Below are 15,870 nucleotides of genomic sequence, written 5' to 3'. Positions count from 1 at the left end.
TCACACTCCGGTCGTGCCGGGTTCGCCGGTATCTCCGGCCGCGTCGCCCCCCGGCTGTTCGCCGCGGTCGATCCGGTCCAGCGGATCGGTGTCCTCGAGCGGGTCGGGTCCCACCTCGGGCTTGGGCCCGTTCAGCTCGATGCGCCGCCACGGGCTGGTCGGGCGGATCCACAACCGCAGCAGTTCCAGCCGCCGGTCGACGCCGCCGTTCTTGAGTTCGGCCAGGTCCTCGCACGCCTGCCAGTAGGTCCAGCCGGTGAGGTAGGCGTCGCCGAACTGGCGCCAGTTGCGGTATTTGCGCTGCGCCAGCGGCAGCGCGCGCATCAGATACCCCCAGGCCACATCGGCCTCGATGTATCCGGCGGTGAAGGCCATCCGGGCGACCGCGACGACCCTGGCCAGATCCCAGGCGTGGATGTCGGCCGGTAGCGGGCGGGCGAGATGGTCGGTGAAACCGATCTTGATGGCCTGGGCCCAGATGTCGTAGTCACGCACCAGCGACTCCGGGTTGTCCATGCCGCGGAACGAGGCGATCTGTCGTAGGAAGGCCCGGTGCCGGTCGGCGCGCTCACCGAAGCGATCGCGTTCGCTGGCATTGATCGAGGCCTTCACCAGGGGGTTCACCAACGCGTACAGCGGGGCGTGCATGCCGTCGAGCAACTGCTCCATGGAGGCCTGCGCCTCGGTGCCGTCGGTGATTCCCCACGCGCCGGTCAGCGTGTCGATCGCGAGTTCGCGCCGATCCCCGAGCGGGTGCTCACGTTCGGGGCCGAGCAGCAGCGCGTCGTGGAAGGCGTCCCAGCGCGTCGAGTAGTAGCCACCGAGCGCCAGCGCACGCAACTCGTCATCGGAAATGGCGGCGCCCGACCAGTGGTCCTCCTCCCGCTTGTCGAGCTCTTCGTACGGGAAGGTCGTCAATGTGGGTATACCGCGGACAGGCATGCCCACGATTGTTCACCATGGAGCGGTGCGGGAGCGCCGTTATCGCCCCGGCGGGGATTTCTTCGCAGATATTGCGGCAGATTCGGAAGCAGGCGGATTCTTGCGGTCCCACTTCGGCTTTCGGCGAGCTAATGTGCACCCATGTGTAGTGACATCACCCGCCTGCGCGGTTTGGAACCTGCCGCTACCGAGCAGGAAATCTATGCTTCCGCACTGCAATACGTGCGCAAGGTCGGTGGTGTGTCCGGCCTGTCCACCACCACCAAGGCCGCGGTGGACAAGGCCGTGGCGACCATCGCGGCCGCGACGACCACGCTGCTCGCCGAACTCCCGAATCACCCGAGCGCGGACGGCGTCGAGCCGCCCGCGCGCCGGGCGCGGATGAGGGAGGGCGTCGCCGACTGAGACGGCGGCGGCAGCAGGTCCGCCGCGCCGTCGTAGGCGGCCAGGCAGGTGAGCGCGACCTCGAGCGCCAGACCGCGCTGCTCGATCGGATGCCCGAGCAGTTCCTCGATGCGCTGCAACCGATAGCGCACGGTGTTCTTGTGGACTCCGAGCGCTTTCGCGGTCGCCTCGGGACTCCGCTGCTGGGCGAGATAGGTGTGCAGGGTGCGGCGCAGCCGGACGGCGTTCTCCTCCGCGCCCGCCAGCGCGCGTAGTTCCCGTTCGATCAGCCCCCGCATGGCCTCGGCGTCGACGCCGGCCAAATAGGCGATCTCCACGTCCCGGTAGGCCACCACCCGCCTGCCGCCCGCGCCGCGCTCGGCGACCTGACGGGCCGCCATCGCCTCGCGGTGCCCGGACCGGAATCCGGTGATCCGCGCGCCGGGCACCCCGAAGGCGATCCGTACGGGTTCGTCGACCGAGCCCGCCAGCAGTTGCTCGATCCGGCCGGGCGCCGCGAGATCGGCGGCGTGGGCGAGATCGTCGAGTCCGGCCCACGCCCACATCCCACTGGCCCCCGAGGACACCGTGAGCAGCCGGGCACTGCCCAGTTCGGTGGCCACCCGGGCGGCGACCCGGTCGAGCAGGTCGGTCACCTCCGCGTCGCCGCCGGGCTCGCCCTGATCGGTCCACAGCACGAACGCCAGGTGGTGGCCGGTGAGCCGGTAGCCGAGCCGCACCGCGGCCTGATCGCTGTCGAGATCCTCCCCGGCCAGCAGCGCCCGCACGGTCTCGGTGCGCCGGTTGAGCGCGGCGCGCAGTACCCGCTCGCGCTCCTCGACATAGGTGTCGGTGAGCAGTTCCACCGACATGCTGATCCATTTGGTCGTGCGATCGAACATGCGCAGCATGACCGCGCGTTCGATCTCGCGCGGCACCTCACGCTGTTCGACCGCCTCGTTCATGTATTCGAGCACGGCCTCCATGCCGGCGTGATAGGTGCGCAGCAGCACCCGCAGGTCGAACCCGCGGCGGGCGATGGTGCGGGCGAAGGCCTGCGCCTCGGGCGGCAGGCTGAACTCGAAGTTGTCGCTGGTGAGGTTGCTCAGCATGGTCCTGGTGTGGGCGCGGGTGCTGGCGGCCAGGTCGCGGCTCATGTCGCGGTCGGCGAGTTCGGGCACTTTGGCCACGATGACCCTGTCGAGCCGGGCGACGACCTGTTCGAGGGTGTCCGAGCGCATGGTGTCGGAGACGTAGTCGGCCAGCCAGGCGACGACCACCGGACCGTTCCTGCCCGGTGGCCCGTTCTCCGGCCGGTGCGCCTCCGGATTTTGTCTCACCGTCACAAATAGACCCGATCCGATTGACAAAATGGGCCAAGAAAGTCCCCTTGTATTGTGTCACGATCATAGTTCAGTGAGCTGACTCACAGGGTCGGCGCACGGGCGATGTCCACAGCACGACGTCAGTGGGAGAGACAGCAGTGACCAACACCGAGTCCGCGATCGAGCAGGTCGTGACCGAGCAGGCCGCCGACGGCAGCGCCGCGCAGCAGGACGCCGAAGAAAAGGCCGTGAGCCGGGACGTGATCGAGGTGCGCAATCCGGGCACCGGGGAGATCGTCGGCACGGTGCCGGTACAGACCGCCGACGAGGTCGCCGCCACCGTGGCCGAACTGCGCAAGCACCAGCCCGGCTGGGAGTCGCTCGGCCCCGACGGCCGCAAGAAGTGGCTGCTGGCGTTCCAGGACTGGATCATCGACAACACCGAGCACCTGGCCGATGTGCTGCAGTCCGAGACGGCCAAGGCGCGCGGCGACGCGCTGATCGATCCGTCCTTCGGTGCCGATCTGATCGGCTTCTACGCCCGGCGCGCGGCCAAGTTCCTCGCCGACGAGCATCCCTCGCCGCACAGCCCGCTGGCGCGGGTCAAGAAGCTGACCGTCGCCTACCGGCCCTATCCGGTCGTCGGCGTGATCACGCCGTGGAACTTCCCGCTCGCCATGCCGATCATGGACGTCTTCCCGGCGTTGGCCGCGGGCGCGACCGTGGTGCTCAAGCCTTCGGAAGTCACTCCGCTCTCGGCCCTGGAATTGGCCAGGGGCTGGGAGGAGATCGGCGCGCCGCCGGTCTTCGCCGTGGTCACCGGCGCGGGTGCGACCGGCGCCGCGGTGATCGACAACGTCGACTACGTGCAGTTCACCGGTTCGACCGCGACCGGCCGCAAGATCGCCGCCGCCTGCGTCGAGCGCATGATCCCCTACAGCCTGGAGCTGGGCGGCAAGGATCCGGCGATCGTGCTGGCCGACGCCGATCTCGAGCGCGCCGCCAACGGCATCGCCTTCGGCGGCATGTTCAACGCCGGGCAGGTCTGCATCTCGGTCGAGCGCGTCTACGTCGAGGAACCGGTCTACGACGAGTTCGTCGCCAAGCTCACCGAGAAGGTCGCCGCGCTGCGCCAAGGTCTCGACGGTCGCGCGGTCGAGCACGATCTGGGCGCGCTCGCCAACGAGAACCAGGTGCGGATCGTGCAGCGCCACGTCGACGAGGCGGTCGCGGCGGGCGCCAAGGTGCTCACCGGCGGCAAGCGCACCGGCCAGGGCACCTTCTTCGAGCCCACCGTGCTGGTCGATGTCGACCACGGGATGAGCTGCATCACCGAGGAGACCTTCGGGCCGACACTGCCGGTGATCAAGGTGGCCGACGAGGCCGAGGCCGTCCGGCTGGCCAATGATTCGATCTACGGTCTGTCGGCGTCGGTCTGGACCGGCGACAAGGATCGCGGCGAGCGCATCGCGCGTCAGCTGAACGCGGGCGCGGTGAACATCAACGACGTGTTCGCCAACCTGTTCAGCTTCGCGTTGCCGATGGGCGGCTGGGGCCTGTCGGGCGTCGGCGCGCGATGGGGCGGCGCCGCCGGCGTGCGAAAGTACTGCAGGCAGAAGGCGATCACCAAGCCGATCATGCCGACTCAGGAACGCGAACTCTTCTGGTACCCGGTGAAGCTGCCCAACCTGCTGACCGCGGTGGGCGCGATGCGACTGGCCGGTGCGCGTGGCCTGCGCCGCTTCAATGTCCCCGCGCTGCTGGAACTGAAGCGCAACAGCGAGTCCTAGCCGTCGCGCCGGCCGCGTCCGGCCGTCTTCGGCGCAAAGCGCTGTGGTTCACGACCTCGTCGTGGATCACAGCGCTTTCGTCGTTTCAGGACCCATTCCGGCAGCCCACTACACATAATGTGATGAAGATCACTTCAACGGATTTCGCGTCGAAACTTTCCGTCCGGTTCCATTTTCTGTTCGATTACCGAGACCGGTGGTCTCGCCACCGATGCGGCGCGGGAACAGCGGCCGTCCACCCCATTCATGCTGGTCAAGTGTCCAGATCTGCCGCGCCGCCGCGAACGCGAGCAAGGCTGCTCACAGTTCGCCCGCAGGCATGGTGCGAATCACCACAGAACCCTCTATGCTGTCGAGTAACAAACCGCTGGACGGTTTCGCTCGCGTAATCCAGACTTCTCGGCCTGATAAGGCTGGAAATTCAAGACCGATTCTGATAGCAAAGGGCTATGGACCCGCACTTGCGCGACCTGCGGTATTTCGTCGCCGTCGCTGAGGAACTGCATTTCACCAACGCCGCTCAGCGGCTGCACATCGCTCAACCGACCCTGTCCCGGCAGATCCGTCAGCTGGAACGTCAGCTCGACGTCGTGTTGTTCGATCGCAATCAGCGCAGCGTGGCGCTGACCGTCGCGGGCAAGGAACTGCTCGAGGGCGCGCGCAAGATCCTGGAGTTGTGGGAGGTCACCAACGTCTCGCTGCAGGAGGCGGGTGAGGTGCTGCGCGTGGGCATCCAGTCCGCGCTCGGCCGCGGGCTGCTCAACGACCTGGAGAGCGCGAGCGGCTACCGGCTGGCCCTGCACGCCGCCTCCTGGAACGACGCCTCCAGTGGGCTGGCGGGCAGGCAGGCGGACCTGGCGCTGGTCTGGCTCCCGCTACCCGACTCCAACCGCTACCGCTGGCAGGTGCTGCGCAGCGAGCCGCGCTGGGTGCTGCTACCGGAGAACCATCCGCTCGCCGGGCAGGAGGTCATCGACTTCGCCGATCTGCTCGACGAGCCGTTCATCGCACTACCCGCCGAAGCCGGCGCCGTGCGGGATTTCTGGCTGGGCAACGACGCGCGCGGCGGGCGGGCAGCCAAGATCGGCGCCGAGGCGGCGACCCCCGAGGACAAACTCGAAGCCGTCAGCCTCGGTCTCGGCGTGTGCCTGCTGGCCGAGAACAATGTGCCCATGTACCGGTGGCCCGGCCTCACCGCGCGGCCGCTCAGCGGCATCGCGCCCTGCGAGCTGGCGGTCGCCTGGCGTGCCGACGACACCCGGCCGACGATTCTCGAGTTCGCGGGCCGCGCGACCGAGGGCGGCTTCGCCACGCTGCAGCACCAGCCCCAGCCGGTCGCGAGCTGATCCACGCGGATGCGGTCGCCGGCGCAAGCGAGCGATCGCCCCGCCCCCGCGTGCGCGACGACCGCATCGGGGGCAAACTGCCGGATCAGCGCTGAACTGCCAGATCAGGCCCGTCGGGCACGTATCATTCGAAGTACCACGCGGGGACGAATCCGTCGGGTGGTCGCAATCCGGCACAGCTCGTTGCCGACCAGCGCGGGGGGTACGCGCCACCCGCTCAGCCTCGAGGTCCGAGAATGAGTGCCGAGTCCGAGAGAAGTGTTCCCACGAGCGCCGGTTTACGCGGAGCCGACAGAGCGCTCGGGATCGACGCCGGTGTGGTGAGCGCGTTCACCGCCGCTTGGGCCACCGTGGACCAGCTACCGATCGCCGAACGCTCCGCCCGCCTGCCCCGGATCGCCGACTTCCTGCCCGATGCGCACACCCTGCGCACCGAGGCGCTCATCGAACTGGTCCGGATCGATCTGCGCTACCGCTGGCTCGGCCTGCCCGCCGCGAACGCGGGCCGGGCCGCCCAGCGCAAACGACTGGCCGAATACTGCGAGGAATTCCCCGAGCTCGACCGCGACCGCCTCCCCGCCGGACTGGTGTTCGAGGAATTCGTCGTGCGCAGGCACAGCGGCGAACATCTCGACCCGCGCACCTGCCTGAGCGAATACCCGGCCCAGGCCGACGCCCTTCGCCAACTGCTCAATGCCGACGACCCGGATCAGAGCACCCGGCGCGCCCGCCCGGACGAGGGCGGCCCCGCCGACGACACCACCTACCTGGCCGGGAACGGTTCGGTCGCACCGGATGCCCCCGCCTCCACGACCCTGCGCACCCCACAGGCGCGTCCGGCCCGAGCGGACGCGGGCGGGCCGACGGATATCGATCCGACCGGAGCCCGGAGCCGGCCGTCGCCCGGTTCGCCGGGACCCGAGGCCACCGCCGCGATCACCCACTCCGACGCCACGGTCGCCGCGGGTCGTGGCGATGCGGATATCGAGGACGCGGACGTCACCTTCTACACCGACGTCACCGAGACCGCCGACGCGGAAACCGGCGTTGTCGACGTGGACTCCACCGTCACCGATGCCGACGCCACGGTCGCGACCGACCCCACCGCCGCAGCCGACCTCACCGCAGCCACCGAATCCCCGGCTGCCGCGCACCCCACCGCCGCCGACTCCCCCGGTACCGCCGACTCCCCAGCCGCCGCCGACTCCGCCGGTGCCACCGACTCCCCCGCCGCCGATGCCGACGCCACGGTCGCGACCGACCCCACCGCCGCGACCGACGCCACGGCCGCCACCGCCGACTATGCCTCGTTCGAGGCCACCGCCACCTATACCTTCGCCGAGGGCACCGCCGCGTTCGCCCCTGACACCGGCGCCGAGTCCACCACCGCGTTCGCCCCTGACACCGGCGCCGAGTCCACCCTGTCGGCCGAACCCGCTCGGCCCACCGCCCGCACTCCCGGCCCGGACACCGACGCGGCAACCGTCGCCGACGCCGATCCGGCCGCGACGGCCGAAGACACGGCCGCGGCCACCGAACCGACGGCGACCTCGACCGGACGCGGGACGCAGGACACCGATACCGATCCGCTCGACCGGATCCACGTCGGTCGGCGGGTGGGCGATTTCGACCTGCTCACCGGTCTGGGCCGCGGGGCGTTCGCGCGGGTGTTCCTGGCCAGGCAGCGATCGATGCAGCGGCTCGTCGCGGTGAAGATCTCGGCCGATCACGGCACCGAGGCGCAGACGCTGGCCCAGCTCGACCACGACTACATCGTTCGCGTCTTCGACCAGCGGCTGATGGACGCCCAGCGGGGCTCGGGGGCGGCTGCGCGGCGGCTGCGCCTGCTGTACATGCAGTTCCTGCCGGGCGGCACCTTGCTGAGTGTGCTGCGCTGGGTGCGCACCACGCCGCCCGCCGAACGCAACGGCAAACTGCTGCTGGCCGCGGTGGACGCGGCGATGGAGGAGAAGGGCGAGATCCGGCCGACCGATTCCAGTGTGCGCGCCGAGATCGCGGCGCTGAGCTGGCCGGAGACGGTCGCCTGGCTGGGCCGCCGGCTGGCCGAGGCGCTGGAGTACGCCTCCTCGCACGAGGTGCTGCACCGGGACGTGAAACCGGCGAATGTGCTGCTCACCGCCGAGGCCGTGCCGAAGCTGGCCGACTTCAACATCAGTTTCAGCCGCAATGTGGCCGGCGCCAGCCCGGTCGCCTATTTCGGCGGCTCGCTGTCCTACATGTCGCCCGAGCAGCTGGAGGCCTGTCATCCCGGCCGCGCCCGCTCGGCGGCCGATCTGGACACCCGCGCCGACATCTTCTCCCTCGGGGTGGTGCTGTGGGAGCTGCTGACCGGCGCCAAGCCCTTCGACGACTCCACCGCGGGCATCGGTGATCGCGGGGACGACACGACGCTCGAGGCGATGCTGGAGCGCCGCGCACTCGGCGTCGACCCGTCGGCGCTGGAGCGAGTGCCGCCGGACTGCCCGGCCGCGCTGCGCCGCGTCCTGCTGACCTGCCTGGAACCCGATCGCGAGAACCGCTGGGCGAGCGGCGAAGTGGTCGCCAAACAGCTCGACCTGTGCATGGATCAGCGGGCCAGGGAGCTGGTCGACCCCAAGCCGGGCAGTTGGCGGCTGCGGCTGCGGCCGTGGATCATCCCGGTGCTGGTGATCGCGATCGGCGTACCGAACCTGCTCGCCTCGCTGTACAACATCCAGCACAACCAGACCCTGATCGTCTCGCGGATGGAGGTGGATGCCCAGCGCACCTTCCTGATCATCACCGGGCTCGTGAACAGCATCTTCTTCCCGCTCGGCTTCCTCCTGGTGGCCTATCTGTCGCGAGCCGTGCTGGCGGTGCCACGCGGGCTGCGCAAGGGCAAGCGCTACGACGCCGAGACGCTGCGAAAAGCGCGGAACGACGCGCTGTTGCTCGGCGAGCGGGCGGTGGTGATCCCGTTCGCGCTGTGGGTGCTGGCCGGGCTGACCTTCCCGTTGGCGCTGCAACTGTCGACCGGCGGCATCACCGCCAACGCGGTCATCCACTTCCTGGCCTCGCTGGTGGTGTGCGGCGCGATCGCGGCGTCGTATCCGTTCTTCCTGGCCACCTTCTACATCGTGCGCTGTATCTATCCGATCTTCCTGCGGCACGGCGAGATCAGCGCCGGAGACGCGGTCCGGCTGCGGGCGCTGGACCGGCGCTGCAACGGTTACCTGGCCGTCGCGGCGTCGGTGCCGCTGCTGGCCGTGGCCGGGGTGACCTTCCTGCCGCCCGCCGACATTCCGCAGGTGATCGTCGCGGTCCGGGTGCTGTGCGTCGGCGCCATCGTCGCCTTCGTGGGGTCCTACCTGCTGTTCCGGGCGCTCGAGGCCGATCTGCACGCGCTCGAGCGGGTGGTCGCGCCGGAGTCGGCCCGCCGCGACACCGACCGCGCGGGCCCGGCGGAGCCGCGCTCGTGACCGACCCGGTCGCCGAAGCCGTCGCCCGGTTCGGCGCGCACTGGCGGACGTTCCTCCACGAGGGCGGCGAACCGCCGCACCCCGCCGATTTCGCGCCGAGCGCGGCGTACGCCCGTCGCGCGGTCCTGATCGCCCTCGTCCGCGCCGACATGCGCGAGCGCGCCGCCCGGCCCGGACTCGCCAAGGACATCGACGACTACCGCCGCGAGTTCCCGGAGTTGTCCGATTCCACGGCATTTTCGACGCTGCCCCACGAACACCCGGCCCACCCCGCCGACCCGGCCACGCACGCCGACCACGGCGCGCACACCGCTGTCCGCCACGCCGACACACCGGAGGAGACCACTCGTGTCTCGCCCGGCGAGGCGGGCGCACCGGACGACGCCACGTGCGCCTACCCGACTTCCACGGTCACCGCGGGGCCGATCACGGTGGATCGGAGCCACCCGGGGGCATCGAGCACCGAACCGGATGGGGACTCCGCGATCGCGGCCGTGGCGGACTCGGGCGGCAGGACAGGGCTTCGAGCCGAGGACATCGCCCGCGCGCAGCCGGGCGACCGGATCGGCGATTTCGAACTGCGCACCGAGCTGGGTGCCCGCGCCTCCGGCCGGGTGTTCCTGGCCAGGCAGATCTCCATGCAGCGCCTGGTCGCCCTGCGGCTGACCGATCGGGCGGGTGGCGGCCCGCGCCCGATGGCGCGCTTCGACCACCCGCACATCGTGCGCGTCTACGACCAGCGAATGCCCGGCGCCGACACCGCCGCGCTGGTGTGGATGGAGTACCTGCCCGGCGGCACCGCCGAGGAACTGCTCGCCTTGCGCCGCGCCCATCCCGAACCCCCGAGCGGGGCGCTGTTGCTGCACGCGGTCGACGCCGCGATGGAGGCGAAAGGCGAGATCGCCCCCGCCGATTCGTCGGTCCGGCGCGCACTGGCCGAGCTGAGCTGGCCGGAGACGGTCGCCTGGATCGGCCGCGGCCTGGCGAGCGCCCTCGACTACGCCGCCCGCAACGGCGCCGCGCACCGCGCCATCAAACCGGCGAATGTCGTGTTCACCGCGGAGGGTGTGCCGAAGCTGGCCGATTTCGCCCTCACCCCCGTCCCGGCCGCGAATTCCGCACGCGCCGAGCAGCATTCCCCGTCGTCCCCAGCCGCCACGCCCCGCCCGCCGGATGGCGCCGACGACATCCACGCGCTCGGCCGACTGCTCTGGGAACTACTGACCGGCGAATCCCCGTGCCACACCGAAGTTCTCGATCCCACGCCGATATCGGCCGATGGCGACCGGACCACCGGGCCGGCGGCCGCAGCGCATCTGCCCGGCGACTGCCCGCCCGCCCTGCACCGGGTGCTGAGCACCTGCCTGGAGCCCGACCCGCGGCACCGCTGGGCCGACGCCGCGGTACTCGCCCAGCAACTGGACCTCTGCCTGGACCAGCGGGCCAGGGATCTGGTCGACCCGCCGCCGGACAGCTGGCGGCGGCGGTTGCGGCCGTGGCGGGTCCCCCTGGTGGTCGCGGCGGTGGCGGTGCCGAACCTGCTCGCCTCGCTGTACAACATCGACCACGATCGGGCACTGGTCACCGGGCGGCTGTCGCAGCACACCCAAGAGCTGTTCGCGACGTCGACACCGATCACCAATGTGCTGTCCTTCGGGCTGGCCGCGATCCTGCTGACGTACTGGTCCCGCCGGGTCATCACGGTGCCGCGCGGGCTGAGCCGCGGCGTGGAGTACCCGCCCGCGGAACTGGCGCGGGCGCGCAAGTCGGCGATCCTGCTGGGTGATCGCAGCGTGCTGGTGGCGTTCGGGTTCTGGATGATCAGCGCGGTGACCTACCCGATCGGGGTGGCGCTGGCGGGCGAACAACTCGTCCCGCACGCCTTCGCGCATTTCCTGGCCTCGCACGCGGTGTGCGGGGCGATCGCGCTGGCGTATCCGTTCTTCCTGGTCGGCTTCTACATCGTGCGCTGCATCTATCCGATGCTGCTGGGGCACGATGCGGCGAGCGCCGGGGATGTGGCGCTGCTGCGTGGATTGCAGCGCCGATGCGTCGGATATCTGCTGGTCGCCGCGTCGATCCCGTTGCTGGCGGTCGCGGGTGTCACCCTGCTGCCCGCCGAGGACATCGATCGGATCATCGTGGCGGTGCGGGTGCTGTGCATCGGCAGCATCGTCATGTTCGTGGCCGTCTACCTGCTGTTCGGCGCGATCGAACGCGATCTGGCCGCGCTGGAACGGGTGCTGACGCCGCCGCCGGGCACCGGCGCCGGCACCGTCCCGGGGTGAGGCTCAGGCCCCGCCGTAGACCTTGGGGTGCAGGGTGCCGATGTAGGGCAGGTCGCGATAGCGCTCGGCGTAGTCCAGGCCGTAGCCGACGACGAATTCGTTGGGGATGTCGAAGCCGACGTGGGCGACCTCCACCTGGGTGCGCAGCGCGTCGGGCTTGCGCAGCAGGGTCACCACCTCGAGCGAGGCCGGGTTGCGGGTGGACAGGTTGCGCATCAGCCACGACAGTGTCAGGCCGGAGTCGATGATGTCCTCGACGATCAGCACATTGCGGCCCGCGATGTCCTTGTCCAGATCCTTCATGATGCGCACCACGCCCGAGGAGGAGGTCGACGATCCGTAGGAGGAGACGGCCATGAATTCCATCTGGGTCGGGATGGGCAGTGCCTTGGCCAGATCGGTCATGAAGAAGATGGCGCCTTTCAGCACGCCGACCAGCAGCAGATCCTCGTCCGAGGAGCCCGGCGGGTAGCGCTTGGCGATCAGCTCGGCCAGCTCAGCGGTCTTGGCGGCGATCTGTTCCTCGGTGATCAGCACCGATGCGATGTCGTCCCCGTACACGTGTAATGGTTTCCCTTCCCTGTGTTCGCGGCACGTTCACCGCGCGGGCGATCGGTCGTGCCTGCGCAGTGTCAGCCTGCCACGTTCGCGCGCGGCGACCAACCTCGCCTCCGCTGTTCCGCCGCCCACGGCCACTCCGCCCTGACCGCGCCAGTCGGCGATCAACGCGTCGACGGCGTGGAGATGCTTGCCGGTCAAGGCATTAGCGCCACCGGCGAGCAGCCAGGCCCGGATCACCCGTCTGCGCAGCGCGGCGGGTGCGGTGGCGAGCGTCTCGACCGACAGCGCGCCCGCATCGTCGCTCGCCCGCGCCAGCAGATCGGCGGCGAGCGCGTCGAGGACCGCCGAATCCTCTCGCAGTTGCGCTCCGGTGCGGGCCAGCGCTTCGGCCACCCCGCCGCCGAGTACGTCCTCGAGCAGCGGCAGCACCTCGGTGCGCACCCGGACCCGGGTGAACTCCGCGCTCGCGTTGTGCGGGTCGTCGTACGGGACGAGCCCGAGATCGGCGCACAGCCGCCGGGTCTCGGCTCGACGTACGCCGAGCAGCGGTCTGCCCCACGGCGGGGTGTGCGCGGCCATCCCCTGGATCGACCTGGCGCCGGAGCCACGGGCCAGTCCGAGCAGCACGGTCTCGGCCTGATCGTCGAGGGTGTGACCGAACAGGACCGGGCGGCCCGCACGGGCGGATTCGAGAGCGGCGTAGCGCGCGGTGCGGGCGGCGGCTTCGGGGCCGCCCTCGGCGCCGACGCGGACGGTGAGCACCCGCGCCCCACGGACGCCGAAACTGCGGGCGGTGGCGGCGGCCTCGGCGGCGATCCGATCGGAACCGGCCTGCAAGCCGTGGTCGACGATCAGGGCGTCCACCGGCAGCCCTCGCGCGGCCGCCTCCACCACGGCCGCGGCGGTGAGTGCCAGCGAGTCGGCGCCGCCGGACAGGGCGACAGCCACCGCGGGCGCGTCCGGCGGCAGGAACTCCGCCAGCCAGGACCGCACGGCACGGCGCAGCACCAGCGCGGCCGGAGTCTCCGGCAACCGGAACGGCGGGCCGCTCACGCCGCGCTACTCACCCGAGCACGCGCGCGATCCACCGGTCCGGATCCTCGATCTCGTCGGTACGCGGCAGGGTGGTCGCGTCCGTCCACACGGCGTTGAACTCGGTGATGCCGACCCGGCCGACCACATGGTCGACGAAGGCCTTGCCCCGCACGTATTGGGCGATCTTGGCGTCCATGCCGAGCAGCGCCCGCAGCAGCCGCTGAACCGGATTGGCCGGGCGCTGCCTGCGCCGGTCGAAGGCCGCGCGGATCTGGGCGACGGTCGGGACGACGGCCGGGCCGACCGCGTCCATCACGTGATCGGCGTGCCCTTCCAGCAGCGTGCCGAGCATCAGCAGCCGGTCGAGCGCCTGGCGTTGCGGCTCCGCCTGGCTGGCGCGCAGCAGGCCGATGATGCCGCGCGAGGCGGGATCATCGGAGGCCACGCCGCGCCTGCGGTCGCGCACCTCCTCGAGCAGCCGGGAGAGCATCTTGGGCATGGTGTCGTCACCGATGTCACCGAACACGTCGACGGTGTCGCGCATGTAGCCCGACAGCCACGGCGCGGAGGAGAACTGCACCCGGTGGGTGACCTCGTGCAAGCACACCCACAGCCGGAAGTCGCCGGGCGAGACGCGCAGCGTGCGCTCCACGGCGACGATATTGGGCGCGACCAGCAGCAGCGTGCCGTCCGCCCCGGTGAACGGGTCGTACTGGCCGAGGATGGCGGTGGACAGGAAGGCCAGCATCGCGCCCGCCTGCACACCGGCGGGCTTGCCCGCAAACTTGCCCGGCAGGCCGGCCTGCGGCCCGGCCGGACCGGTGAGCACGGACATCGAGTCGGCCGCCGCGCTGATCCAGCCGGGCCGGTCCACGATCCTGGCCTCCGGGATCGGCCGGTCGTCGAGCAGACCGCTCACCTCGCGCACCGGCCCCTCGGCGCGCACCGAGGCCGCCGCGAGTTCGGCGACCACCTGTTCGGCCGCGGCTCTGGTCGTGCTCGGCCCCGTGGGGACCAGGGCGGCGCCGGTGCGCGCGGCCAGCCGCCAGTCGACCGGGGCGGAGAGCCCGGATCCGCGCCTGCCCTGCCCGCCCGACGCGGAATTCGCCGCTGTCGTCCGGTCTGCCCTGTCAGCACCTTCGAACATGGTCAACCACCCATCACGAGCATCCACAATTGCGTAATGTGCGCGCGATGGCGTCCAGCGCCGGTCTGCTCACCTCCGGCGGCCGATCGTTCGACATCAACGCGAAGGTCAGCACCCGCCCGTCTCGATCGAGCACATACCCGGCCAACGTGCTGGCAACCGTGAGAGTTCCGGTCTTGGCGCGCACCCAGCCCGCGCCCTCCCGGTTCTGCTGGACATAACGCGAGCTCAGCGACCCGGTCGCGCCCGCGACAGGCAGCGCGTCCAGCAGCGGGGTGAGCTTCGCGTGGTCGGCGGTGTCCGCATCGGTGCCGCCGCTCGCCGCGGTGGCGGTGGCGGCGGTCGGACCGTCGCCGGACTCCGGGATCTCGCCGCCTGCCTGCGCGGCGGCGGCGAGGATGTCGTTCAGCAGCCGCGCGGGCAGCCGGTCGTCGGTCGACAGGCCGCTGGAGTCGTGCAGCACCACTCCGGTCAGATCGAAGCCGGCACCCTCGAGCGTCGCGCGCACCGCGGCCGCCGCGCCGTCGAAGGTGGGTTGGTGGCCGGTGGCCAGCGCGATCTCACGGCCGATGGTCTCGGCGAGCACATTGTCCGAGTGCAGCATCATCGCGCGCAGGCGGTCGCGCAGCGGCGCCGATGACACCGAGGCCACCTCGGCGGCCGTGGGTTCGGCGGTCCCGGTCCGCACCCGGTTCGGATCCAGCCCGAGGGCGAGGGCCAGGGCGCGTCCGGCGTCCAGCGCCGGGGTGGTGGTCCGCGGGGAGTACTCGACCAGCGCCTCGGCACGGCCGCCGTCGATCATCACCGGTTCGATCGGCGCGATCGACCCCTCCTGCACATCGATGTCCACCCAGCCCTGGGCCATGGTCGGCCCGGCGTAGCGCGAGGTGTCCACCACGATGGTGTCGACCGTGCGCCCGGACGCCCGGATCCGATCGGCCAGATCCGACAGTTCGGCCGCATCGGGGTAATACCCCTTGCCGTCCGGCTGGGCGGTGAGCGTCGGATCGCCGCCGCCCACGAGCACCAGCTCGTTCGGCGCGGCACCCGCGACGACCTTGGTGACCAGCCGCTGATCCGCGGGCAGCGCCAGCAGCGCGGCCGCGGTGGTCAGCACCTTGTTGGTGGAGGAGGGGATTCGGGGCTCGTCGGCGTCGGAGCTCCACAGCGTCGTCCCGGTCTCGGCGTCGGTGACCACGCCGGAGAAATCCCCCAGGTCCGGGTTGGTGATCGGCTCGGCCAGCGCGGCGGCCACCGCGGCCGGGCTGGGCGCGCCGTTGCCGTCGGCGGGCTGCAGCCGGGGGAAGGCCTTCACCGGTGCGGGTGATTCGGCGATGGTCAGTCCGCCGTGCCGGAATTCCGGGGTCCACGGCCGCACCACCAGCGCCGCTGTCCCCGCCAGCAGCGCGAGCACGGCGAACGTCGCGACCACCGAAATCCACAGGCGTCTGCGCCTGCGCGTGGCCAAGTCGCCGATCCTCTTGTCGTTCCCAACCACGTGCCCGTCGTCTCCCTGACTCCGCCCACCGCGCACCCGCCCGGCGCACCCGTATCCGCACCACTCACACTATCGGTGTTCGGCTACCGTTCTCCC

11 protein-coding genes are annotated in these 15,870 nt (G+C 70.8%); 5 read left to right on the top strand and 6 right to left on the bottom strand.

The genetic code is table 11. The features are described 5' to 3' along the window. On the bottom strand, window positions 1-942 hold the full coding sequence (locus ON26_RS01735) for a DUF1266 domain-containing protein (protein ID WP_245545686.1): 942 nt from the start codon (window positions 940-942) through the stop codon (window positions 1-3). 141 nt (window positions 943-1,083) lie between these two features. Here ON26_RS01735 and ON26_RS01730 point away from each other — a divergent pair, with 141 nt between their 5' ends. Then, entirely contained in the window at window positions 1,084-1,347 is a 264-nt protein-coding gene (locus tag ON26_RS01730) for a DUF2277 domain-containing protein (RefSeq protein WP_040794152.1), read from the top strand. On the opposite strand, the gene ON26_RS01725 is transcribed toward ON26_RS01730, so the two are convergent. Further along, window positions 1,278-2,666 (bottom strand): PucR family transcriptional regulator, encoded by a 1,389-nt coding sequence (locus ON26_RS01725; protein WP_083883664.1) that lies wholly within the window; start codon window positions 2,664-2,666, stop codon window positions 1,278-1,280. The two genes, ON26_RS01730 and ON26_RS01725, sit on opposite strands and share 70 nt — an antisense overlap. 233 nt (window positions 2,667-2,899) lie before the next feature. On the opposite strand from ON26_RS01725, the gene ON26_RS01720 reads away from it, so the two are divergent. The 4 genes from ON26_RS01720 (at window position 2,900) to ON26_RS01705 (ending at window position 11,533) form a co-directional block, all read left to right on the top strand. Continuing rightward, window positions 2,900-4,441 (top strand): aldehyde dehydrogenase family protein, encoded by a 1,542-nt coding sequence (locus tag ON26_RS01720; protein ID WP_040794184.1) that lies wholly within the window; start codon window positions 2,900-2,902, stop codon window positions 4,439-4,441. Between the two features lie 449 nt (window positions 4,442-4,890). After that, entirely contained in the window at window positions 4,891-5,787 is an 897-nt protein-coding gene (locus ON26_RS01715) for a LysR family transcriptional regulator (RefSeq protein WP_040794151.1), read from the top strand. Between the two features lie 1,421 nt (window positions 5,788-7,208). Beyond that, window positions 7,209-9,245: a serine/threonine-protein kinase gene (locus ON26_RS01710; RefSeq protein WP_085998931.1), complete on the top strand. Its 2,037-nt coding sequence runs from the start codon at window positions 7,209-7,211 to the stop codon at window positions 9,243-9,245. Continuing rightward, entirely contained in the window at window positions 9,242-11,533 is a 2,292-nt protein-coding gene (locus ON26_RS01705; RefSeq protein WP_051026508.1) for a protein kinase domain-containing protein, read from the top strand. The genes ON26_RS01710 and ON26_RS01705 overlap by 4 nt, the downstream gene beginning before the upstream one ends. A 3-nt stretch (window positions 11,534-11,536) precedes the next feature. Here the strand turns inward: ON26_RS01705 and hpt are convergent, their stop codons facing one another. The 4 genes from hpt to ON26_RS01685 are packed head-to-tail and all read right to left on the bottom strand — an operon-like array spanning window position 11,537 to window position 15,753. Then, window positions 11,537-12,094 carry a hypoxanthine phosphoribosyltransferase gene (hpt, locus tag ON26_RS01700; RefSeq protein ID WP_040794150.1) on the bottom strand — a complete coding sequence of 186 codons (558 nt, stop codon included), beginning with the start codon at window positions 12,092-12,094 and terminating at the stop codon, window positions 11,537-11,539. A gap of 36 nt (window positions 12,095-12,130) precedes the next feature. Then, window positions 12,131-13,147, bottom strand: coding sequence for a tRNA lysidine(34) synthetase TilS (tilS, locus tag ON26_RS01695; RefSeq protein ID WP_245545685.1), 1,017 nt, complete (start codon window positions 13,145-13,147; stop codon window positions 12,131-12,133). Between the two features lie 10 nt (window positions 13,148-13,157). Beyond that, window positions 13,158-14,276: an Rv3626c family coenzyme F420 biosynthesis-associated protein gene (locus tag ON26_RS01690; protein WP_040794149.1), complete on the bottom strand. Its 1,119-nt coding sequence runs from the start codon at window positions 14,274-14,276 to the stop codon at window positions 13,158-13,160. A gap of 13 nt (window positions 14,277-14,289) precedes the next feature. Beyond that, on the bottom strand, window positions 14,290-15,753 hold the full coding sequence (locus ON26_RS01685) for a D-alanyl-D-alanine carboxypeptidase/D-alanyl-D-alanine-endopeptidase (protein WP_083883661.1): 1,464 nt from the start codon (window positions 15,751-15,753) through the stop codon (window positions 14,290-14,292). Between the last annotated feature and the right edge of the window lie 117 nt (window positions 15,754-15,870).

This window comes from Nocardia higoensis NBRC 100133, from assembly GCF_000308595.1.
Taxonomy (GTDB): Bacteria; Actinomycetota; Actinomycetes; order Mycobacteriales; family Mycobacteriaceae; genus Nocardia; species Nocardia higoensis.
The sequence above is the reverse complement of the archived record's forward strand: the minus strand, read 5'-3'. Positions and strand labels throughout refer to the sequence as shown.